Origin of the sequence: Terribacillus jepli, from assembly GCF_047228925.1 — a bacterium.
Classification (GTDB): Bacteria; Bacillota; Bacilli; order Bacillales; family Amphibacillaceae; genus Terribacillus.
Map to the genome: position 1 here is coordinate 131,295 of NZ_JBFEGH010000007.1, position 22,252 is coordinate 153,546.

Sequence of the window (22,252 nt, forward strand, 5' to 3'; positions counted from 1 at the left end):
AATTTTTTTGTTTTCTTTATTATCTGATTATTACCAAATTATTGTCACTTTGTAAATAGTCCGATGATTTGAAACACCATATAGGCGATTCCCGCTCCGATCAGCGGCCCTACTGCAACTCCGTTCAATAGCACAACAGCAAGGATTGTTCCGATTACAAGTGCCACCGTCACTTGCGGATCCGATGACATCAGGTTGACACCGTATTTGCCGAGCACAGCCACCAGGATACCTGCTGCCAATGCTACCCATGCATAATATGATTTCACACTCGCATATAAATCTTTGAACCCAATTTCACCACTCGCTATCGGGACAAGCACCGCAATGGTAAGCACTGTTATCCCGATACTCAGTCCTTTGGACGCAAGGAAGGGAAACAGCTTGTCATCCAGCTGCAGGACTTTGATGCCGAGCAGGATGTATGCTGCGATTGTAATCGATTGGTTCTTTCCGATGATTCCTAAAATAAGTATGATTACTAAAAATAATGATGATGTATTTAACAAAATTTTTCCTCCAAACTTTCTTCACTACAATAAAGGATGTGAGCTCATGCAAATGACAACCCTTCACCAGCTGCTGCGATTATGCATTGTCCTGGGAACCACTGCCGGCAGTATTGCACTCATTCTGCTGGCTGCTCCTTATGTATATCCATTTATCATCTCTGTCATCCTCGCTCTCCTGATGAATCCAGCTGTCCGCTTGATTGAACGAAAGACAGCTTTAAACAGGACGGCAGCTGTCGGACTTATCTTATTAATTTTTTTGGGATTATGCCTTGGCGGACTTGCATTGGCCGTAAATGAAATTGCTCAAGGGGCAGCCTATCTTGCCAAAACAGTACCAGTTCATTTCACTGATTTTGTAAACTATGTACAAAAGCTCGTGGAATTATATATTGTCCCTTATTACGAGCGACTGATGTCTTTTCAGCAGGATTTAAATCCCGGCCAGCAAGAAGCACTGGATGAGAATCTCCAAGCTGTCATCCAGCACCTTTCCGTTACACTTGGAGAAGGGATCCAAGCAGCACTGGAGGCTGTCCCCCTGCTGCTTGGCAAGGCCCCGCTTTATATAAGCGTCTGCATTTTTGCATTGCTTGGGACTTTTTTCATTTGTAAAGACTGGGAGAAAATCACAGCCTTCTTAGATCGTTTTCTTCCTGCCTTACTGCTTACTTCCACCAAACAAGTGGGGAAAGGTTTATTAAGGGCATGTGTCGGTTTTCTGAAAGCGCAGGCTTTGCTGCTAAGCTTGACATTCGTCATCATGTGCTTAGGCTTTGCCGTGCTTCGTATCGAGCATCCGATTGCTACGGCCTTTTTCATTTCCCTGGTCGATATCGTACCTTATTTAGGGACAGGCATTGTCTTCGTTCCTTGGATCCTCTACAGCTTCCTGACGGGTAATTTCCCTTTGACAATAGGACTGGCTGTACTGTATCTCGTAATCGTGCTGCAGCGGCAGCTTATGGAACCTAACTTACTGTCCGTCCAAATCGGGCTGCATCCGTTAGCTACACTGATTGCCGTCTTTGCTGGATTCCAGCTATTAGGCTTTATCGGACTTCTTGCCGGTCCCGTGCTGCTAGTAGTTTTGCACACCCTTCACCATACTGGCGTCCTGCATGTCCTATGGCAATATATCAAAAACGGCAAACAGCCTTAGCGGCGGTAGACTCTGATAGTATTTTTCGATACCAGCCGCATAAGCAGTGCCTGCACCCAATAACGCAGTCTTTTACGGGTAAACGGCAGCAGAAACAAAAGACCTATCAAATCGCTGAAAAAGCCGGGCAGCAACAACAGAAAACCGCCAATCAATATACATGTTCCATTCAAAAGTTCATCCGTGGGCGGCTGGCCATTCTGCATTTGTTCCTTGGCCCTCCTATATGTCTGAAGTCCCTCGCGACGAGCAAGTGCCACTCCAAGCAGACCCGTTGCTACGATAAGTAGGAACAGCCAAAGAAAACCGATTTTCAAACCAGCCCAAATGAAAAATGTTATTTCAATGGCTGGAAACAAGATAAAAAGAAAAAGCAACGCTTTTTTCATACACAACGCTCCATTAATCAGAATAGCTTTAGTTTAACACAGCCTAATAGCAAATAAAAAAGGAGAGGGTCTCATCCCTCTCCTCCATTCTTATATCTTATAGGACACTAGCATGTCCATCATAAATATCACCTTTAGCCGCATCGACTGTCACCAATGCACCATCGGTAATTTTCGATGTAGCTTCGGCCACACCTACTACAACCGGAATACCAAGGCTTAGACCGACAACAGCTGCATGTGAGGTCAAACCGCCTTCTTCTACAATCAGGCCGCCTGCTTTCTCGATAGCCGGCATCATGTCTTTATCTGTTCCGTATGTTACAAGGATATCTCCTTGCTGTACAAGACGCTGTGCTTGGTCAGCATCTTTTGCAACGACAGCTTTTCCATAGACACTGCCTTTACCGATGCCTTGGCCTTTGGCAAGGATATCGCCGATTACATGAACTTTCATCAAGTTCGTCGTACCAGTTTCACCTACAGGTACGCCTGCAGCGATGATGATGCGGTCTCCGCGCTTGAACAAATCAGTGGACAAGCCTGTATCCACAGCAAGATCCAGCATGTCATCCGTAGATTCCACGCGTTCACCAGTAATCGCTTGAACACCCCAAACAAGGGAAAGTCTGCGATTGGTCGCTTCATCGAATGTTACTGCCACGATGGGAGCTTTCGGACGGTACTTCGAAATCATTTTCGCAGTATAGCCGCTTGAAGTTGCTGTAACGATTGCACTTACACTCAAATTGATGGCTGTATGACCGACAGATTGGCTGATTGCATCTGTAATCGTCATATCACTTGCTTTGGAACGCTCTTCAAGGATTGCTTTATGGTCAAGTGCAGTCTCCGCTTTACGAGCGATGTTATTCATCGTGCGAACTGCTTCGACTGGATAGTTACCAGCTGCTGTTTCACCAGAAAGCATGATTGCATCCGTACCATCGAAAATCGCATTCGCAACGTCAGAAGCCTCTGCACGTGTCGGGCGCGGATTGCGCTGCATGCTATCAAGCATCTGAGTAGCTGTGATAACTGGTTTACCAGCGATGTTGCATCGTTTGATCATTTCTTTTTGTGCCAAAGGTACATCTTCTGCAGGGATTTCCACACCAAGGTCACCACGTGCAACCATCAGACCATCACTCACCTGAAGGATTGCATCGAGGTTGTCGAAGCCTTCTTGGTTTTCGATTTTAGGAATGATTTGGATATGACCAGCTTCATGCTTTTCAAGCAATTCACGGATTTCCAATACATCGGATGGACGTCTTACGAAAGAAGCCGCAATGAAATCGATGCCTTGTCCGATACCAAACTCGATGTCGCTTGCATCCTTGTCTGTGATACCTGGAAGGTTCACGCTGACACCCGGTACGTTGACACCTTTTTTGTTCTTAAGCAAACCAGAGTTCAATGCTTTTGTTTTGATTTCATTATTCGCTTTATCGATGTCGAGTACTTCCAATTCAATCAAGCCGTCATCCAAAAGAAACTTCGATCCAACATGCACATCATTGATCAGACCTGGATACGTTACAGAGAATCTCTCTTTGGAACCTTCCATCTCGTTCATGCTGACAAAGATCTCGTCACCCTTTTCAATGTTAGCTTCGCCGTCTTGCAGGATGCCGGTACGGATCTCAGGACCTTTTGTATCCAAAAGGATAGCTACCGTTTTGCCAGTGCGTTTTGAAGCTTCGCGAATGTTTTTGATACGAGCGCCATGCTCTTCGAAATCCCCGTGGGAGAAGTTAAGGCGTGCAACATTCATACCTGCCTCGATAAGCTGAACTAGTGTTTCTACGGACTCAGAAGCTGGTCCGATTGTACATACGATTTTTGTCTTTCTCATTTTGAGAATCCTCCTTCAGTAGTGCAACAACTATTAGATCGATAATTCCTGGGATAGTCGATACATATCCAGGTCGATTTCGTGTTTCCGGTCTAAAATTTCCAGGATATCATGGTCCACAAGTTTATTATTCTGGATTCCTACCATGCGTCCGGATTTACCTTCGAGCAGAAGATCGACCGCTTGAGCGCCGAGACGGCTTGCAAGCACCCTATCATTCGCTGTAGGCGATCCGCCCCTTTGCACATGTCCCAGAATAGTGACCCGTGTATCCATATTCGTTGCTTCTTCGATGCGTTTGCCGAACTCGAAACCACTGCCGACCCCTTCTGCAACGATGATGATACTATGTTTCTTGCCGCGTTCCTGGCCGCGCTTCAAACGTTCGATCACGTCATTGAAATCCGTCGGCTGTTCCGGAATAAGGATACTTTCCGCACCGTCTGCAAGTCCTGCCCACAGGGCAATATCACCTGCATGACGCCCCATCACTTCAACGACATACGTGCGCTCATGGCTTGTTGCAGTATCGCGGATTTTATCGATAGCTTCAATGACTGTGTTCAACGCAGTATCAAAACCGATTGTAAAATCAGTACCTGGAATATCGTTGTCGATCGTTCCCGGCACCCCGATGCATGGATAGCCTTTTTTAGTCAGTTTCTCTGCTCCGCGGAATGATCCGTCGCCGCCGATTACAACCAACCCTTCGATGCCGAAGCGTTTCAGCTGTTCGATGCCTTTATCCTGTCCTTCATCCGTCTTGAATTCCAGGCAGCGTGCTGTGTGCAGCATCGTTCCCCCGCGCTGGATGATATCACCGACAGATCCAAGGTCCAGCTGTTTGATATTCCCATCAATCAGTCCTTGGTAGCCATTATATATACCATACACTTCCAAGTCATGATAAATAGCTTTCCTTACGACAGAACGGATTGCCGCGTTCATGCCTGGAGAGTCCCCTCCGCTTGTCAGAACACCTATCTTTTTCATGCGCTCACCTCTAGACAATTTCGATTATAGAACTTTTATACCCTTTCAAAGATAATCCTTATCCAACTTATTATCAAATAAAAACATATAATTTTCTTATTAAAAAAAGTAAGAGAAAGAATTCCGCAAAAAAAGCCTATGTAAATCGTTTACAGAAGTGGAAGATGAAGTCAATCGGTTAGCTGCTTATTCAGCATACGAACCGATTTCATTATATTTTTCCCATCTTTGTTCCAGTAATACTTGCTTGTCCAGTTTTTCCAATTCAGAAAGCTGCTCCGTGATCACTTGATCCACGAGCTCAGCCTGAGCCTGCAGATCCCGATGTGCACCGCCGCGGATTTCCGGAATGATAGCATCAATGACACCGAGCTCCTTCAGGTCAGGGGCAGTGATTTTAAGCTTCTCGGCAGCTTCCTTGGCTTTTCCGCCATCTTTCCACAGTATGGAGGCTGCGCCTTCCGGTGAAATGACAGAGAAAGTGGAATTCTCCAGCATCAGCAGGCGATCACCTACACCCAGTGCCAGCGCACCGCCGCTGCCGCCTTCTCCGATAACGATGCAAATGATCGGTACTTCAAAGCCGGACATCTCCATCAGGTTGCGGGCAATTGCCTCGCTTTGTCCCCGTTCTTCTGCTGCACGGCCAGGGAATGCTCCCTTTGTGTCGATGAAGCATATGATCGGTCGGCCGAATTTGGCAGCTTGCTGCATATGGCGCGCTGCTTTGCGGAAGCCTTCTGGATGAGGCATACCGAAATTACGGCGGATATTTTCTTTCGTCGTTTTACCGCGTTGATGGCCGACAATCGTGACTGGACGGCCTTTATATTTGGCAATTCCTGCGACAATCGCTGCATCATCGCCATAATGACGGTCTCCATGGAACTCCAGGAAATCAGTGAAAAGATGCTCGACATAGTCTAGCGTCGTCGGACGCTCCGCATGCCTAGCCATCTGGACACGATCCCAAGGCTTGAGATTCGTATAAATATCATTCTCCAGCTTTTCCAGCCGCGTTTCCAGCTTGACGATTTCTTCCGTCAAGTCCAGGTCGCTTTCCTTCGTGAACGTCTTCAGCTCCGCAATCTTCTCCCGCAGAGCGATGACCGGCTTCTCGAATTCCAATACTTGTTTCATGATACGTTTCCTCCTGCTTGATGGATATCGAGGATCGTGGTCAGGTATTTTTTCATATCATGGCGGTTGATGACAGCGTCAAGCTGTCCATGGTCCAATAGAAATTCCGCAGTCTGGAAGTCCTCCGGCAGTTTCTCCCGAATCGTTTCCTCTACAACACGTCTGCCGGCAAACCCGATCAAAGCACCAGGCTCGGCAAAGTTATAATCCCCTAAAGAGGCAAAACTTGCAGAAACTCCTCCATATGTAGGATTCGTCATGACAGAAATCATCAGTCCGCCAGCATCGCGGAAACGCTGTACCGCAGCAGACGTCTTCGCCATCTGCATCAGACTAAGAGCACCTTCTTGCATTCTGGCCCCGCCGGATGCGGTGAAGATGATGAATGGAATATTCGCTTCGCGTGCTCTTTCGATTGCGCGTGCGATTTTTTCCCCGACTACAGAACCCATGCTGGCCATTCTGAATCGGGAATCCATCACTGCAAAAGCAGTACGAAAACCATTGATTGTTCCTTCACCAGTCACAACGGCTTCTTTTAGCCCGGTTTTCAGCTGGTCCTTCTCCAACTTTTGCAGATAACTTGGAAATTCCAGCGGATTGCCGGTTTTTAAGTCTGTATCATATTCCGTAAACGAACCCTCGTCGAACAAGCTGTTAATTCGCTCGTCAGAAGGCAATTGATGATGGTGGCCGCAGTTCGGGCACACATACAATTGCTTTCTCATCTCTTCTCGGTAGTAGATCTTTCCACAGCCCGAGCATTTGAGCATGAGTCCCTCAGGAATATCCTGCTTCGCCTCTTCGTTTGGCTTGGAAGCATGTTTCTTCTTGCTAAAAAAATCTTTAAGCAAGGTAATTCCTCCTTTTGAACAAACGCATCTAACTATTTATTGTACCATCATTTCCTTGTACGTGCGCGTTAAATTCAACTATGTAAACATATATAACCCGCGAAAAGCAGACATTTTCCAACAATGGAAACGTCTGCCTGCGCAGGTTGGATATCAGTCTTCGTCGATGATTGTCAGCTGACGAGTCTTTTCAGCTACTTCTTCTGGATCAACCGTGATACGGTTGACACCAGTATCCATCGCAGCTTTCGCTACTGCTTTTGCAACAGCTGGAGCAACGCGCGGATCGAATGGAGCTGGGATGACGTAGTCTTCGTTCAAATCGCTTTCGTCGATCAATTCAGCGATCGCTTTCGCAGCTGCAATCTTCATTTCTTCGTTGATGCCAGTTGCGCGAACATCCAAGGCACCGCGGAAGATACCAGGGAAGGCAAGCACGTTGTTCACCTGGTTCGGGAAGTCAGAGCGGCCAGTACCGATCACGCGGGCGCCTGCTTCTTTCGCATCATCCGGCAAGATCTCGGGATCAGGGTTCGCCATTGCGAAGATGATTGGATCTTTTGCCATTGTGCGTACGTCGTCTTTGGACAATAGGTTTGCCAAAGATACACCGATGAACACATCAGCATCCTTGATCGCATCAGACAGGCTGCCTTCCTGACGGTCGCGGTTCGTGATTTTCGCTACGCGGTCTTTCATTTTGTTCATGCCTTCCGGACGACCTTCGTAGATCATTCCTTTGGAATCACACATGATCACGTTGTTTACCCCAAGGCTGTGCAGCAATTCAATGATTGCGATACCTGCAGCACCAGCGCCGTTCGCGACAACTTTGATGTTGTCGAAGCTTTTGCCAACCAATTTCAACGCGTTCAGCAAACCAGCAACCGTTACAATCGCAGTACCGTGCTGATCATCGTGGAATACTGGAATATCCGTTTCGGCTTTCAAACGCTCTTCGATTTCGAAGCAGCGAGGAGCGGAAATATCCTCCAAGTTCACGCCACCGAATGTTGGTGCCATCAATTTCACGGTGCGAACGATTTCGTCTACATCATTTGTATCAAGCACGATCGGGAAGCTGTCAACACCAGCGAAGCTCTGGAACAGGACGGATTTTCCTTCCATTACTGGAAGAGCAGCTTCCGGTCCGATGTTACCAAGGCCAAGCACGGCAGTACCGTCACTGACAACGGCAACCATATTGCCTTTCATTGTGTACTCGTAAACGTCTTCCTTGTTCTGGTGGATTTCTTTACAAGGTTCCGCTACACCAGGTGAATAGGCAAGGCTCAAATCCGTCGCATTGCGAACGGGGATCTTCGACTTCATTGTCAGTTTCCCTTTATTTTCACGGTGTATTTTCAATGCATCTTCTCGTAGATTGGACATATTTTATCATCCTTTGTGTAATTTATACATGACGGTCTGTGCAGACGTTTATACATTATAGGGATATCTTCCCACGGTGTAAAGAAAGGTGAATCATCATTGACCTGACACAGCAACATTATCCTTGCCGAACTGCTTCCGGAGCTCACCCAATATTCCTTGATTCAGCTCGAGATGATATGCTCCGGATAGCTGGTAGCTTTTACGTGTCTCCTTGTGTACCACAATGACAGGTACGTTGCCTGGATATTGTTTGGCGCATTCGCGGACAATTCCTAGAACTTCCTCTTCCTCGATATCATCATAGCGGATAAAAAGGCGTTCCTTGCTATGTTCAAGCATATCATCCCGGAAAAGTTGACCTTCTTGTAAAATGAGCTGTCTTTCCCCATTTCTTTCCTCTATCCTGCCAGTCAAGTCGAGCAATGCTTCCTCTTCCAGAAAACGCCCGATTTGCCGATGCAAATCCGGGAATACAACAGCTTCGATTTCACCAGTTTCATCACCTAGAGTCAGAAACGCCATCGGTTGTCCTTTCTTTGTCCTGATTGTACGCTGTTGGAGTAAAACAGCAGCCAGTCGCACTTGTTTCTTCAATGGCAGTGTTTCGAGCTGCTGCACAGCAATACGGCCACTGCTGCGGAGATCACTACGATAGCTTGCGAGTGGATGACTTGAAATATACAATCCCAATACCTCTTTTTCGTGCATTAACGTTGTCATCGGTGAAAAAGGCTCCTGTTCTGCATAAGTGGCCTCAAATTCCACTTCCCCCAACAGCGAAGGCTGCTCGTACAGTTCCTTGAACAATTCAGCCTGCTCCATCGCTTTGTCAATCGTAGCCAATACAGCAGCTCTGTTGTCATGCATACTATCGAAAGCTCCTGCTAAAACGAGCTGTTCCAATGCCGATTTACTCAAGGATACTCGAATGCAAAAGTCGAAAAGATGCTTGAAAGGACCGTCTTTACGAGCCTGGATGATCTCACGGACGACCTGGGCTCCAATGCCTTTGACCGCCAGCAACCCCATCCTGATGTTCTTGTTCTCCACCGTATACTTGCCGAAGCTTTTATTGATGGAAGGAGCCAAGACTTCAATTCCGCTGTCACCAGCTTCTCGCATATACTGCCGGATTTTCTCGGGCTGATTTGCGACACCGCTCATCAATTCAGCAAAAAAGTTAGCTGGGAAATGCGCCTTCAAATATGCCAGTTGATAGGCAAGATAGCTGTACGCAACGGCATGGCTGCGGTTAAATCCATAGTTGGCGAACTTCACGATCCAGGAAAATACTTCCTTGGCAGTATCGGCGCTATACCCATTTTCTATACAGCCGGATAAGAAGCGGTTTTCTTCTTTTGCCAGCACATCAGCATCTTTTTTACTTACTGCTCTCCGGAGCAAATCAGCCTCTCCCAGCTTGTAGCCCGCCATCGAAGCCGCAATTTGCATGATTTGCTCTTGATAGACGAGTACACCGTATGTCTTTTTTAAAATCGGAGCCAGATTAGCATGTGGATAACTGATCGTTTCCTCTCCGTGCTTCCTTCGGATAAAGACAGGAATATAACCCATCGGGCCAGGTCGATACAAAGCGTTGACGGCGACGATATCCTCGAATGCCGATGGTTTCAGCTGCCGCAGCACTTGCTTCATGCCACTTGATTCGAATTGGAATACACCATTCGTACGCCCCTCCCGGAACAAGCGGAAAGTTGCTTCATCATCAAGCGGTACCGAATCCATATCCGGTTTCTTCGGCAAACCATTGAGGACATGATCCATCAACGTCAGATTGCGTAAACCGAGAAAATCCATTTTCAACAAACCAAGCTGCTCCAATTCCTTCATCGCAAATTGGGTCAACGCGACATCGTCATGCCCGGAAGCAAGCGGCACTGTTTTTACCAGCGGATCGGCACTGATGACGATACCAGCTGCATGTGTCGATACATGTCGCGGCAGACCTTCCAGCTTGACACCGATTCGAAATAGTCGCTTTAACTGTTCTGAATCCTTGACATAGGCAGTGAGTTCCTCCGAAGCACGCAAGCCGGCAGACAAAGAGGTTATATTATTCGGTATCATTTTAAGCAAGTAGGCGGCATCTGCCTGTGGTATCTCCATCGTCTTGATCAATTCCCGGAGTAGGGAGCGGGCCGCAAAGGTGCCGAATGTAATGATTTGCGCCACATGATCCGAGCCGTATTTGCTTCGAACATAACGAATGACCTCATCCCTGCGGTAATCGGAAAAGTCGATATCAATATCGGGCATGGTAATTCTTTCCGGATTCAGGAATCGCTCGAACAAAAGACCATACGCCAGCGGATCCACGGCGGTTATCCCAAGCACATAGGCAACAAGGGAACCCGCTGCCGATCCCCTCCCCGGACCGACACGGATACCATGCTCCTTTGCATAGCGGACAAAATCCCACACAATGAGGAAATAATCACTGAAACCCATTTCCTTGATTACGCCAAGTTCATACGTCAGCCGTTCTCTGGCATCCTGACGATTCCCATATAGTTCCTCTAAGCGTTGCTCAGAGATTTCGATTAAATAGGCATCCGCTTTCCTTCCATGCGGAACCGGATATGCCGGCAAATGACGTTGATCAAACTGCAGCTGGATTGTACAACGCTCCGCAATGGAACCTGCCTGGACCAATGCCTCTTGCCATAAAGCACTATCGGAGAGCTGTTCCATTTCTTCCTGGGTACGAAAATGGTGCTTCAGTCCTTCACCAGTCTGCGCCGGCTCCCACGTTGCTCCTTCCTCTATTGCAAGCAGGCAATGGTAGGCATCTATATCCTCTTCCTGCAAATAGCGGACATCGCCAGTGGCTGCAAATCGAAGGTTATGTTTCTGCTGCCATTTACCCAGCATCTGATCATCCAAGTAACGCACTTCATCCGGACTGATACCAGCATACAGCCTCTCACCAAATATGGATCGCCATGAATCTACTTGAAGTTGAATCATTGTGTGAGTTGGGATGACGGCGATGACCCCATCCGCCATAGCCTCCATCGAAGCAAGCGGCAAGTGGGATATATCGTTTGTTCGAAGATATGTACTCAATTCAACCAGATGCTGATAACCGATATCATTTTCAGCCAGCAAAAGCGTTTTCGTCACCTGCCCCTCTGCTTCGATGGGAACGTGGATACCAATGATCGGTTTTATACCCGCATCCAAGCAAGCCTTGTAAAAAGGGACAACGCCATACATGACACCGTCATCTGTCAGCGCCAGCGCGTCATAACCTGCTTCTTTGGCTTTCTTCACTAACTGGGGGATTTTAATTGTACTTTGATAGAAGCTGTAGCTGCTTCTGATTTGCAGATGCGTAAATGCCATACTTCATTACCGTCCTTTTTTACACTCTCTTCATTATATACGAATTCCGGCATACATTGAAATGACTAACATAACTTGTCCACTGACACCATAGGGTAGAAAAAGAATAAAAAAAGGAGTTTCCGCATGGAAGAACGCGTAATCATTTCAATGATGCATTGCTATTTCATCGCACTCGGCGTTATGATCGGCGGCTGTTTCATAGGCAGCATCGGCGCTTTTGCCACTGGCGAGCCGCCGCTGACCGCCATCAAACGCATTTCCAACGGTATTCGAATCTGGGCAATCATCGCAGCGATCGGCGGTACATTCGATGCTATCAGTAATTTTGAAAAAGGGATTTACCAGGGGGCAACCTTTGACGTCATCAAACAGATTCTGATCATTGTCGCTGCGATGGGAGGCGTTAAAACGGCACTATTGATCATCGGCTGGTTCATCCAGGAGGATATCTCCTGATGCGAATACCGCCGATTTATAAGCAAAGTGGCTGGCAGCGGTTTTTGGTTGGCTTTTTCCTTGGCGGTATCATTTCCTATTTTGTGTATTTGTTCATGTACGGTACCCTTTATGAGGACTGGGTGAAGGAAAAAGTGGAAATGGAAGGCACAATACATGACCTGGAACGTGATATCGAAGTATTGAAGGATAATAATGAAGAAATGAATGAACTGCAGCAGGAAGGGCTGATAATCGATGAAATCACCGTCAATATCGAAACAGATGAAAGCCTGGAGCTGGACAAATTGATCGAGCATGAACTGAAGGAAGCGATCAAGGAAGAGGCACGGCATATGATTGGCCGCAGTGTAAACGGCGCCGTTCAAAGCACGCCATTACTGCTCGGTGCAATTGAGAATAAAGTTTATGAGTTGGATAATTTCCGATATAAGGTCGCTGTCAAGCAGCTGATCATATCAGAGATCCTCTACTTGACAGTGACAGTGGAGACGGATACTTAAGTTGTTTCAAACTGGCGGCAGATTTCCTGTAAATCCCGTTCGAGCCTGGCAGCTTCATCCCAGCTGTAAACGGTAGCACCGGAAGCAAACACATGGCCTCCGCCATTATATTTACCGGCCAGACCATTGATCACAGGTCCTTTCGAGCGGACACGCACCCGTATTTGTTCTTCTTCTTCCACGAAAAAGAGCCAGGCCTTGACACCTTCAATATTGGCAATCGTTCCGACAAGCTGACTCGTCTCCAAAGAAGTCACTCGATAGGTTGCCAGGATATCCTTTGTAAGCCGGATTGCACAGACACCGGTTTCGTGCAAAGTAAAGTTTTGCAAAATATAACCTTGCAGCCTGGCAACATCTTGCCGGGATGCATATAGCTTTTCATATAATATCGTTCGGTCGAATGGATACTTGATCAATTCGCCTGCATAATGAAATGTCTTCTCGCTTGTCGAAGGGAATAAAAATCGGCCCGTGTCACCGACGATACCTGCATACAAAAGCATCGCCCCCCGGGTCGTCAGCTCCAGTTCAGGATGAGAAGCATAAAGCTCATATATCATTTCACTTGTGGAACTAGCTGTCGGGACAACCCACTGGATATCTCCATAGCGGTCCACTTCCGGATGATGATCGATTTTGATGATTTCTTTGGCAAGCTTATACCTTTGATCTGAAATACGAGGTTGGTTGGCAGCATCGCAGATGATGACAAGCGATTCCTCGAATACGCTATCGTTGATTGTATCCATTTCTGCCAGGAAAGTTAAGGATGGATCCTCATCCCCTACGATCCACACCTGCTTATCAGGAAAAGATGTCTTGATGATTTCACTCAAACCGACTTGGGATCCATATGCATCTGGATCCGGCCGGACATGCCGCTGAATGATAATTGTGTCATAAGCTTTGATTCTTTCCAGGATTCTATCGTGCATCATATCCCCTCCATACATGCTCAGCGATCCAATAGCTGTGCCATGAGCAACGCCTTTGCAACTAGTGTTTTCTTGTTACTATACACTTCCACATCCATTTTTGCCAGCTTCCGCCCAACCTCCAGAATGCGAGGTTTGATCAAGATTGTACTATCCAGTTGAATAGGTCGCAGAAAATAGACGGATATGTTATCCACTACCATATCCCCCTTCTTCATTTTCCGGACAAAACGCCGGCTCGCTTCGGTGACGAACGTTGTCAGTACCCCGGTGGATAGACTGCCCAGCTGATTCGTCATCTGTGGTGTCACTTTTCCTTGGAACATGACATCCGACGCCTCATCATCCAGCAGATCTATTTCCCTAGTCACCAAATCCTCGATTGTTTCGCCTATTTGCGGCTGAAGCTGGATTTGCTGAAGTGCTTTTAGGACATCCTGTCTCGAAATCAAGCCATGCAGTTTATGCTGCTGATCCACAACCGGAATGATCTCGATGCCTTCCCAAACCATCATGTGGGCAGCATAGGCAAGTGTAGTATGTTTTTGGACCGTGAGCGGATTCTTGGTCATTGCTTTCACGACCGAAAGCTGTCTGTCCTTATTGATGATATCCTTCGATGTGACCATTCCCGTCACTTTATCCATGCTATTGGTCACTGGGTAGCGAGTATGTGTCGTTTCTTCATTGAATTGATACCATTTTTCAAGCGTATCGGTTTCCTGCAAATAATATGTATGCTGCAATGGCGTATATATATCTTCCACAACGATGATCTCTTTCTTGATCATCTGATCGTAAATCGCCCGGTTGATCAGTTCCGCTACCGTAAATGTATCATAACTCGTCGATATGACAGGCAATTCCTTTTCATCTGCCAGCCGCTTGATCCGGTCATCTGTGTCAAATCCTCCGGTAATGAGTACAGCCGCTCCTTCTTTGATGGCCAGTTCATGCGCTTCAATCCGGTTTCCCACGATCAGCAAAGCATCTTTTTGGGTATAGCGCATCATGGCGTCAAGCTCCATCGCACCGATGACGAATTTATTCAGTGTCTTATGCAGGCCGTCCCTGCCTCCAAGCACTTGCCCGTCCACGATACCGATGATTTCAGCAAAAGAAAGGCGATCAAAATTATCTTTGATCTTAGTCTCGATCCTTACTGTCCCGACGCGTTCAATCGTGCTGACAAGTCCTTTATTCTCCGCTTCCTTGATGGCGCGGTATGCCGTCCCTTCACTAACATTCAATTCCTTGGCGATTGCTCTTACGGATATCTTACCGCCAACAGGAAGGTTCTCAATATATTTAATTATCTGGTCATGTTTTGTCGACATTCCTTCACCATGCTCTCATCTGTACTAGTCTTTATTTTTCTATTGTTATTGTACAGTTTTTAAGTGAAGGTTTCAATTTCAGACGAAAAATAGCTGCTCGTCTAGCAAATATGGAGCAAAAGTTTCTATTCACTTACTATAACAGATAAGAAAACAGCACCCTTTCCATTGGGTGCTGTTTTCTTTAGATTGTAATCGATTGGCCAGGTTCCAAATGAATACCCTGACCGGGTTTTACGTTTTCGGCAAATGCCGCACCATCCTGCTCAATCAGCGGGAACGTATTGTAATGGATCGGAATGACTTTCTTTGCCTTGACCCACTCAGCGGCAATCAGCGCATCTTCTGGCCCCATTGTGAAATTATCCCCTATCGGGAGCAATGCCACATCGATAGTGTCCATATCCCCGATTAGTTTCATATCAGAGAATAAGCCTGTGTCACCAGCATGGTAGATCGTTTTGCCTTCCGCAGTAAACAAGATTCCCGTCGGCATCCCCATATAGTGTGTATTGCCGTTTTCGTCCGTTATAGCACTGCTATGGAATGCCTGTGTCAGTTTCACACGCCCGAATTCGAAATCATGTGCCCCGCCGATTCCCATCGGGTGGGTTTTCAATCCCTGGTTCCCCAGATAAACTGCCAATTCGTTCGGCGCCACAACCAGTGCACCAGTCCGTTTTGCAATCGAAACGGTATCTCCAACATGATCGTTATGACCATGCGTCAGGAGAATGACGTCTGGATTAACTTCATCTGCATTCAAATCACATGTACCATTTCCGGTAATGAATGGATCGATCAATATTGTATGCTTTTCGGTGACAATCTGTACGACAGCCTGTCCGTGGAATGAGATTTTCAAGTCTCCAGCCCCTTTTCGTTTTTTCGCATTTAGTGTACCACAGTTGCATTCGGAAGAAACGTAATACGTTTTTTGCTATACTGGAGGAAAGGAGGTTTTTTTCATGCAACACAGAATCGATACATTATTACAACAGTTAAAGGGCAACCAAACAGACAGCGTGTTCATCACCTCCATGGAAAACGTGTATTATGTGAGCAACTATTATACCGACCCGCATGAGCGACTTGTAGCCGTCTTTGCAGATCAAAAGGATGCACCGCTGCTCATCCTGCCGGCCATGGAGAAAGAAGATGCCATTCAAGCAGGCTGGAAAGAAGAAATGCTTACATACCACGATCATGAGGATGTCTGGCAGCTATTTAAGGATTATCTGAAAGAACGAGGCAGAACACCTGCATCCATGGGAATCGAAAAGGATCATATGTCGGTGATCCGATTGGAAATGCTGCAGCAGATACTGCCCGATACGACGTTTCCGAATGGAACGGAACTTTTGCAGAACTTGCGGAACATCAAAGACAAAAAGGAATATAATCTGCTGAAACAAGCAGCTGTCCTGGCAGACTTTGGTGTGAAGACAGGAATTGAGGCGATCGCAGCCGGAAAAAGCGAACTGCAGATCGTGGCCGAGCTGGAATATGCATTGAAGCAAGAAGGTGTGACGAGCATGTCATTTGCGACCACCGTCCTTTCCGGCGCAAAAACAGCTTCCCCGCACGGAACTCCAGACAGCAAACAGATTGCTCCCGGAGACCTTGTCTTATTCGATTTGGGAGTAGTATTCGAAGGCTACTGCTCCGATATCACCCGGACTGTCGCTTATAAGCATGCAACTGCCGATCAGCAGCATATCCACGATACGGTACGCATTGCCTTGGAAAAAGCTACAGCCGCATCACGAGTCGGAACAGCCATCGCCGAGATCGACAAAGCTGCCCGCGGTCACATTGAACAAGCGGGCTACGGAGAATATTTCACACATCGTGTCGGACACGGCTTGGGAATCGGTGTACATGAATTCCCTTCCCTATCCAGCAACAATACACAACCGTTGCAAGAAGGTATGTGCTATACCATTGAACCCGGCATTTATTTACCTGGTGTCGGCGGGGTGCGAATCGAGGATGATATCTTCCTAACGAAAAATGGCCCGGATGTGCTAACGGCTTATCCGCGTGAATTGCAAATTATCGAGTAATACAGAAGCGAGCATCTGCTTTTTGCAGATGCTCTTTTTTTCATCCTCGAAGTAACTCTTCAGCTCCTTTATATGCCAGATTATGCGCTTCAGCTACAGCTTCATAAGTCACAAAACCATCTAAAGTATTTATCCCTTTTGAAAGTGACGGATTTTCCAGACAAGCTGCCTTGTATCCCTTATTCGCAAGCTGCAATGCGTAAGGCACCGTCACATTTGTCAGACCGATTGTGGAGGTGCGCGGAACAGCACCTGGCATGTTGGCGACAGCGTAATGCAGCACTTCATGCTTTGTATAGGTCGGGTTATCATGGGTCGTGATTTTATCGGTAGTTGCAAAAATACCACCCTGATCAATCGCGACGTCCACAACGACAGAACCCGGCTTCATACTGGCAATCATTTCTTCGGTAACGAGCTTCGGCGCTTTGGCGCCCGGTATGAGGACAGCCCCGATGACAAGGTCCGATTCTTTGACCGCTTCGGCTATATTCAGCGGATTGGAGACAACCGTATTGATCGAGCTGCCGAATAAATCATCGAGCTCACGCAGACGCTGCGGGCTCAAGTCGACTATCGTGACATCCGCGCCGAGACCGACCGCTATTTTTGCTGCATTCGTTCCTACCACTCCGCCGCCAATGATCGTGACCTTTCCCCGTTTAACTCCCGGTATGCCGGATATCAGGATTCCGCTTCCACCATACGGCTTCTCCAGGAATTGGGCACCGATCTGTGAAGCCATGCGGCCGGCAACCTCACTCATCGGCGTAAGAAGCGGTAGGGATCGATCTTCAAGCTGTACGGTTTCATAAGCGATTCCCACGACTTTCTTCTCAATCAATGCATTTGTCAAGGAACCCTCCGCCGCGAGGTGCAGATATGTGAAAAGAATGAGACCTTCATAGAAATAATCATATTCCTCCGGCAGCGGCTCCTTCACTTTCATGACCATCTCTTTGTTCCATGCATCTGCAGCAGTCGGTACAATAATTGCACCAGCTTGTTCATACTGTTCATCCGTAAATCCGGAACCAAGACCCGCCCCGGTTTCGATGAATACATCATGACCCGCTTCATGTAAGAGCGTCACGCCAGACGGTGCCATGGCAACACGGTTTTCATTATTCTTGATTTCCTTCGGTACACCAATCTTCATTCTGCTTTCCTCCATTTCATAAATAACAGGACTAGCTTTCGTCCTCAGTATACCATTGATCGAGCTTTGAAAAATGCAAAAAAAGCCAGTCCCATCGAACTCGGAACCGGCTTTTTTGCTAAATTATTTCGTTACTGCTTCAGATAGACGAACAGTGTCTCTTGCAATCATGACTTCTTCATTTGTCGGGATAACAATTACCTTCACTGGAGAATGAGGATAAGTCAAGAATTGTTCTTTACCACGTACGTTGTTCAAGGATGGATCATAATATACACCCATGAATTCCAAACCTTTAAGCACTCGCTCACGTACGGCGATGCTGTTCTCACCGACACCTGCTGTGAAGATGATTGCATCTACACCGCTCATGCGCGCTGCATAAGAACCAAGATATTTGTGAATACGCTCAGCGAATACATCTAGAGCAAGTTCTGCACGATCATCGCCCGCATCCGCTTTGTCCTGAATATCACGCAAGTCACTGGAGAAACCAGACAACGCAAGCATTCCGCTTTCTTTGTTCAAGACATGCAATACTTCATCAGCAGTCTTGCCCGTTTTACGCATGATGAATGGAATAAGTGCAGGGTCGATATTACCGGAACGCGTACCCATCGTCACACCAGCAAGCGGTGTGAAGCCCATGGATGTATCGACGGATTTCCCGCCTTCGATTGCAGCGATGCTGGCTCCGTTACCAAGGTGGCAGGAGATCAGGCGCAGCTGCTCGATTGGACGATCAAGCAATTCCGCAGCACGCTGGGATACGTATTTATGGCTTGTGCCATGGAAACCGTATTTACGGATGCCATACTTTTCATAATACTCATATGGCAAGCTGTATAGATATGATTCCGGAGGCATCGTTTGATGGAAAGCTGTATCGAAAACCGCAACAGACGGAATATTAGGAAGAATTTCTTTGAATGCGCGAATTCCTGTCAAGTTTGCCGGGTTGTGTAATGGTGCAAGCTCGGATACTTCCGCGATTTCTTCCATCACTTGGTCTGTGATAAGAACGGAATCACTGAATTTTTCACCGCCGTGTACGACACGGTGACCCACTCCATCGATTTCTTCCAAAGAAGAAATGACACCTGTGGAAGTCAGCTTCTCAAGCAACATTTTTACTGCTTCTTCATGATTTTCAATATCTTTAGTTGTTTCATCTTTTTCACCATTGTATTTGATAGTGAAGATGGAATCCTTCAGTCCGATGCGTTCTACGAGACCCACTGCCTTTACTTCTTCTTCAGGCATGCGGATTAGCTGGAATTTCAGTGAAGAACTACCAGCATTGATTGCTAAAATATTACTCAACATGTTCAGCCCCTTGTAAACTTTTACGTACTTCCCTATTTTACCTGTGTCGACAAGCTCATTGCAAGATATGTCGAGGACTTGTTCTGGATTTCATTAATTTTTTTAGTTTTTTAAATCGGGCAACTCGTTGTCGAACCAATCATTGATTTGCTTCAGGACATTTGCCATCGCATTTGGATTTTTGAATGAAGGCAGCTGCACCAATAATGCCTGTTTCGGTGCTGTGGTTAGCGTCCCCTTTTTCTGCAGTATCAAAACACTTTTCGCTTGTGATTCGTTCTTGAACATACTCTCAGGAAGCTGCAGCATCCCGACGATATGGGCATGCTCCTGCAGGAATGTGTGCAACAAACGGGCTTGATCGCTTTCAAACAAGAAGTTCGGCACGACGAATAAAAGATAACCGCCTTCCTTCGTATAATGCAGGCTTTGTTCAATGAACAAATGGTGGGAATAGGAATGTCCCTCATCAGCCTTCAATTCGAATTGCGCAGCTTGGATATCATCCGGATAATAACCAACCGGAAGGTCACTAACGACAAGATCGACCGGTTCCAAAAGGAAAGGGCGGAGGCTGTCTTGATGGAAGAACTCTATTTGTCTTTCCTGCATATTGGCATTCATGACAGCAAGCTGGATCAAAGTCGGATCAACATCACTTCCATAAGCCTCGACTTCCCGCTCCACTTGGTTCAGGACCGCTGTCAGCAAGTTTCCTGTTCCCACCGCCGGATCGAACAGGCGGAATTTTTCATTGTTTCCGGCTAACTTGTTCGTCAAATAACCGATGAGCATGGCAACAGTATCCGGTGTCAGCATATGCTGCTGCTGCGTTGCTCCTTTCATGCCTTTCAGGATGGCAAGCTGGATCCCTTTGCGTATCTCTTCTTTTTTATATGCCTGCTTATCAAATACAGCCGCATGTTTCTCCAGCTGCTGCTTCAATAATGGCTGTTCCGTGATGACGTCAATGTCACGATCCAATATATATTCCATTGCTGCACCTAGTGCATCAAGATATGGTACGTTTTCACGTGTTTCCAATGCCTCGGCCATTTGGTCAAGGGCTTGGTACACCTTTTCGACATTCTTTTGTTCCACGTATCTTTTCCTCCCATTTCTCTCACATCTGCCTTATTGTATCAAAAGCAGCGGACAGAAGCGAGAACAGGCATTGCAGCAAGCAAAAAGCCCAGCCAAGGCTGAGCTTTCCAGATTAAGCGAAGAAGTGCATCAATGCTGTAGCACCGATTACAGTGGCAGCACCGCCAAGACGAGTGGAAATCTGCGCGAAAGGCATCAACGCCATACGGCCGGATGCAGATAGGATCGCAACGTCACCAGTTCCGCCAAGTCCGCTGTGACATGCTGTAACGATACACGCTTCAACAGGATACATTTTCATTAATTTACCTACAAAGTAACCAGTAGCCGCCATCGCAATTACGACAGACATACATGTAACGGCAAAGCCGATCGTGAAGACGCTCGCAACATCTTCAAGCGGGATGAATACGACACCAAGGCCGACCATCAAAGGCCAAGTGAACGCAGTGGAAACGAATTTGTACAGCTGCTGCGCACCAGTTTGAAGCTTTTCAGGCAGCAAATTACCGGATTTGATAATTGTTGCAGCAATGATCATGATGATGGCACCAGACAGAGTGAAGCCAGCGAAGACTTGAATCCAATGCTCAACAACCCGTCCCAGAACAAACAAGCTCATTGCAACAAGGAGTCCTGCTCCCATCAAGCTGAAATCAATTGCTTTATTTGTGTTTTCTTTTGCTGCTTCCAATACTTTATCGCCTTTGCTGGAGCGTACCAATTTGTCATGACCAGCAAGTTCCGGACGTTTTTCGCCTAGTTTCTTCATCAAACCTGCGATGATGATGGCACATACGTTACCGATGATGGCAGCTGGTACAAGCTGGGAAACAAACTCTCCGGCTCCTCCGCCCAGGACACCTGCGTAACCAGCAGATAATGGAAGGATACCTTCACCAATACCACCTGCAATGATTGGGACAACAATATAAAAGAAAGCGTGATGAGCACTGTAGCCGAATAGCATACCGACTAAAGTACCGACAGTAACTGCCGCAATCGTACCAGTAACCAAAGGAATGAACATACGGATGAAACCTTGGATAAGGACTGTCCGGTTCATACCAAGAATACTACCTACAACCAGACACGCGATGTAGAAGTAAAGAAAGTTTGAATGATCGGAAGTCATCAGCTGATCGACAGCATCGAATGCTGAAGTACTTAAAGTGTCAAAGAACACTAGCATGGATGGGACGAATAATGACAGGATTGCCGGTCCCCCGATGCTGTTGAAATAAGGAATGCGCTGACCGATGTCCCCTAGCAGCACACCCAGGATCATGATGACAGCAAAGCCGCCGATCATATCGGTAGGAAGTTGGTTGGTATATGCAGCAATAAGAACAATGATTGCTAATACGATATACACCGGAAGCGGCATGACACCAACTTTCCATTCCATGATTTTGTTAAAGCCTTTTGGCTTTTGATTATTGGATAGATTTTCGCTTGTATGCGATTTCATTTCCATGAATAATGCACCCCCTAAGTAGATACGACTATTCTAAATTAACCTAATTTAACTGTGTTATTTTTTAACTAAACTAAATGAATTGTAACTTTTGTAATTAAAAAAATGACGGTGACTTTATGTTAATATCATTAGCTCCAGAGCAATTCAACATGCCAGATTACGCTCTTTTAAAGCCTTTCGTCGACAGTTGGAAATAAGAATTTTTATCTAT

Annotated in this window: 19 protein-coding genes; 4 read left to right on the forward strand and 15 right to left on the reverse strand. The window is 46.7% G+C overall.

The window, feature by feature from the left end; all coding sequences use genetic code 11:
* Positions 1 to 44 precede the first annotated feature (44 nt).
* Positions 45 to 509: a DUF441 domain-containing protein gene (locus tag AB1K91_RS09965; RefSeq protein ID WP_093728198.1), complete on the reverse strand. Its 465-nt coding sequence runs from the start codon at positions 507 to 509 to the stop codon at positions 45 to 47.
* A gap of 46 nt (positions 510 to 555) precedes the next feature.
* Here AB1K91_RS09965 and ytvI point away from each other — a divergent pair, with 46 nt between their 5' ends.
* Positions 556 to 1,674, forward strand: a complete 1,119-nt coding sequence (gene ytvI, locus AB1K91_RS09970) for a sporulation integral membrane protein YtvI (protein WP_413089668.1) — start codon at positions 556 to 558, stop codon at positions 1,672 to 1,674.
* On the opposite strand, the gene AB1K91_RS09975 is transcribed toward ytvI, so the two are convergent.
* From AB1K91_RS09975 to dnaE, 7 genes are all read right to left on the reverse strand, one after another.
* Entirely contained in the window at positions 1,671 to 2,063 is a 393-nt protein-coding gene (locus tag AB1K91_RS09975) for an FxsA family protein (RefSeq protein ID WP_413089670.1), read from the reverse strand. The genes ytvI and AB1K91_RS09975 overlap by 4 nt on opposite strands.
* A 97-nt stretch (positions 2,064 to 2,160) precedes the next feature.
* On the reverse strand, positions 2,161 to 3,921 hold the full coding sequence (gene pyk, locus AB1K91_RS09980; protein ID WP_413089672.1) for a pyruvate kinase: 1,761 nt from the start codon (positions 3,919 to 3,921) through the stop codon (positions 2,161 to 2,163).
* A gap of 33 nt (positions 3,922 to 3,954) precedes the next feature.
* The gene (pfkA, locus tag AB1K91_RS09985) at positions 3,955 to 4,914 is read right to left on the reverse strand and encodes a 6-phosphofructokinase (RefSeq protein WP_413089674.1); all 960 of its coding nucleotides are present in this window, start codon (positions 4,912 to 4,914) and stop codon (positions 3,955 to 3,957) included.
* A gap of 186 nt (positions 4,915 to 5,100) precedes the next feature.
* Positions 5,101 to 6,054 carry an acetyl-CoA carboxylase carboxyl transferase subunit alpha gene (gene accA, locus AB1K91_RS09990; RefSeq protein WP_413089676.1) on the reverse strand — a complete coding sequence of 318 codons (954 nt, stop codon included), beginning with the start codon at positions 6,052 to 6,054 and terminating at the stop codon, positions 5,101 to 5,103.
* Positions 6,051 to 6,908 (reverse strand): acetyl-CoA carboxylase, carboxyltransferase subunit beta, encoded by an 858-nt coding sequence (accD, locus tag AB1K91_RS09995; RefSeq protein ID WP_413089678.1) that lies wholly within the window; start codon positions 6,906 to 6,908, stop codon positions 6,051 to 6,053. Before accD ends, accA begins: the two co-directional genes overlap by 4 nt.
* Before the next feature lie 153 nt (positions 6,909 to 7,061).
* Complete coding sequence (gene ystJ, locus AB1K91_RS10000; protein WP_413089680.1) at positions 7,062 to 8,300, reverse strand: NADP-dependent malic enzyme; 1,239 nt, start codon at positions 8,298 to 8,300, stop codon at positions 7,062 to 7,064.
* A gap of 96 nt (positions 8,301 to 8,396) precedes the next feature.
* The gene (dnaE, locus tag AB1K91_RS10005; RefSeq protein ID WP_413089682.1) at positions 8,397 to 11,669 is read right to left on the reverse strand and encodes a DNA polymerase III subunit alpha; all 3,273 of its coding nucleotides are present in this window, start codon (positions 11,667 to 11,669) and stop codon (positions 8,397 to 8,399) included.
* A 126-nt stretch (positions 11,670 to 11,795) separates the two neighbouring features.
* On the opposite strand from dnaE, the gene ytrH reads away from it, so the two are divergent.
* Both ytrH and ytrI read left to right on the forward strand, forming a co-directional pair.
* Positions 11,796 to 12,128: a sporulation membrane protein YtrH gene (gene ytrH / locus AB1K91_RS10010; RefSeq protein ID WP_093728189.1), complete on the forward strand. Its 333-nt coding sequence runs from the start codon at positions 11,796 to 11,798 to the stop codon at positions 12,126 to 12,128.
* Entirely contained in the window at positions 12,128 to 12,631 is a 504-nt protein-coding gene (gene ytrI / locus AB1K91_RS10015) for a sporulation membrane protein YtrI (RefSeq protein WP_413089683.1), read from the forward strand. The genes ytrH and ytrI overlap by 1 nt, the downstream gene beginning before the upstream one ends.
* On the opposite strand, the gene AB1K91_RS10020 is transcribed toward ytrI, so the two are convergent.
* The 3 genes from AB1K91_RS10020 to AB1K91_RS10030 form a co-directional block, all read right to left on the reverse strand.
* The gene (locus AB1K91_RS10020; RefSeq protein ID WP_413089684.1) at positions 12,628 to 13,569 is read right to left on the reverse strand and encodes a DHH family phosphoesterase; all 942 of its coding nucleotides are present in this window, start codon (positions 13,567 to 13,569) and stop codon (positions 12,628 to 12,630) included. The two genes, ytrI and AB1K91_RS10020, sit on opposite strands and share 4 nt — an antisense overlap.
* 20 nt (positions 13,570 to 13,589) lie before the next feature.
* The gene (locus tag AB1K91_RS10025; RefSeq protein ID WP_413089685.1) at positions 13,590 to 14,906 is read right to left on the reverse strand and encodes a DRTGG domain-containing protein; all 1,317 of its coding nucleotides are present in this window, start codon (positions 14,904 to 14,906) and stop codon (positions 13,590 to 13,592) included.
* Positions 14,907 to 15,090: 184 nt separating this feature from the next.
* Positions 15,091 to 15,771 (reverse strand): metal-dependent hydrolase, encoded by a 681-nt coding sequence (locus tag AB1K91_RS10030; protein WP_413089686.1) that lies wholly within the window; start codon positions 15,769 to 15,771, stop codon positions 15,091 to 15,093.
* A gap of 103 nt (positions 15,772 to 15,874) precedes the next feature.
* On the opposite strand from AB1K91_RS10030, the gene AB1K91_RS10035 reads away from it, so the two are divergent.
* On the forward strand, positions 15,875 to 16,972 hold the full coding sequence (locus tag AB1K91_RS10035; protein WP_413089687.1) for a M24 family metallopeptidase: 1,098 nt from the start codon (positions 15,875 to 15,877) through the stop codon (positions 16,970 to 16,972).
* Positions 16,973 to 17,012: 40 nt separating this feature from the next.
* On the opposite strand, the gene ald is transcribed toward AB1K91_RS10035, so the two are convergent.
* The 4 genes from ald to AB1K91_RS10055 all read right to left on the reverse strand — a co-directional run bounded on the left by ald (position 17,013) and on the right by AB1K91_RS10055 (position 22,038).
* Positions 17,013 to 18,131, reverse strand: coding sequence for an alanine dehydrogenase (gene ald, locus AB1K91_RS10040; RefSeq protein ID WP_413089689.1), 1,119 nt, complete (start codon positions 18,129 to 18,131; stop codon positions 17,013 to 17,015).
* A 123-nt stretch (positions 18,132 to 18,254) separates the two neighbouring features.
* Positions 18,255 to 19,454 carry an acetate kinase gene (locus tag AB1K91_RS10045; RefSeq protein WP_413089753.1) on the reverse strand — a complete coding sequence of 400 codons (1,200 nt, stop codon included), beginning with the start codon at positions 19,452 to 19,454 and terminating at the stop codon, positions 18,255 to 18,257.
* A 105-nt stretch (positions 19,455 to 19,559) separates the two neighbouring features.
* Complete coding sequence (locus AB1K91_RS10050) at positions 19,560 to 20,558, reverse strand: class I SAM-dependent methyltransferase (protein WP_413089691.1); 999 nt, start codon at positions 20,556 to 20,558, stop codon at positions 19,560 to 19,562.
* Positions 20,559 to 20,673: 115 nt separating this feature from the next.
* Positions 20,674 to 22,038 carry a 2-hydroxycarboxylate transporter family protein gene (locus tag AB1K91_RS10055; protein WP_413089693.1) on the reverse strand — a complete coding sequence of 455 codons (1,365 nt, stop codon included), beginning with the start codon at positions 22,036 to 22,038 and terminating at the stop codon, positions 20,674 to 20,676.
* Between the last annotated feature and the right edge of the window lie 214 nt (positions 22,039 to 22,252).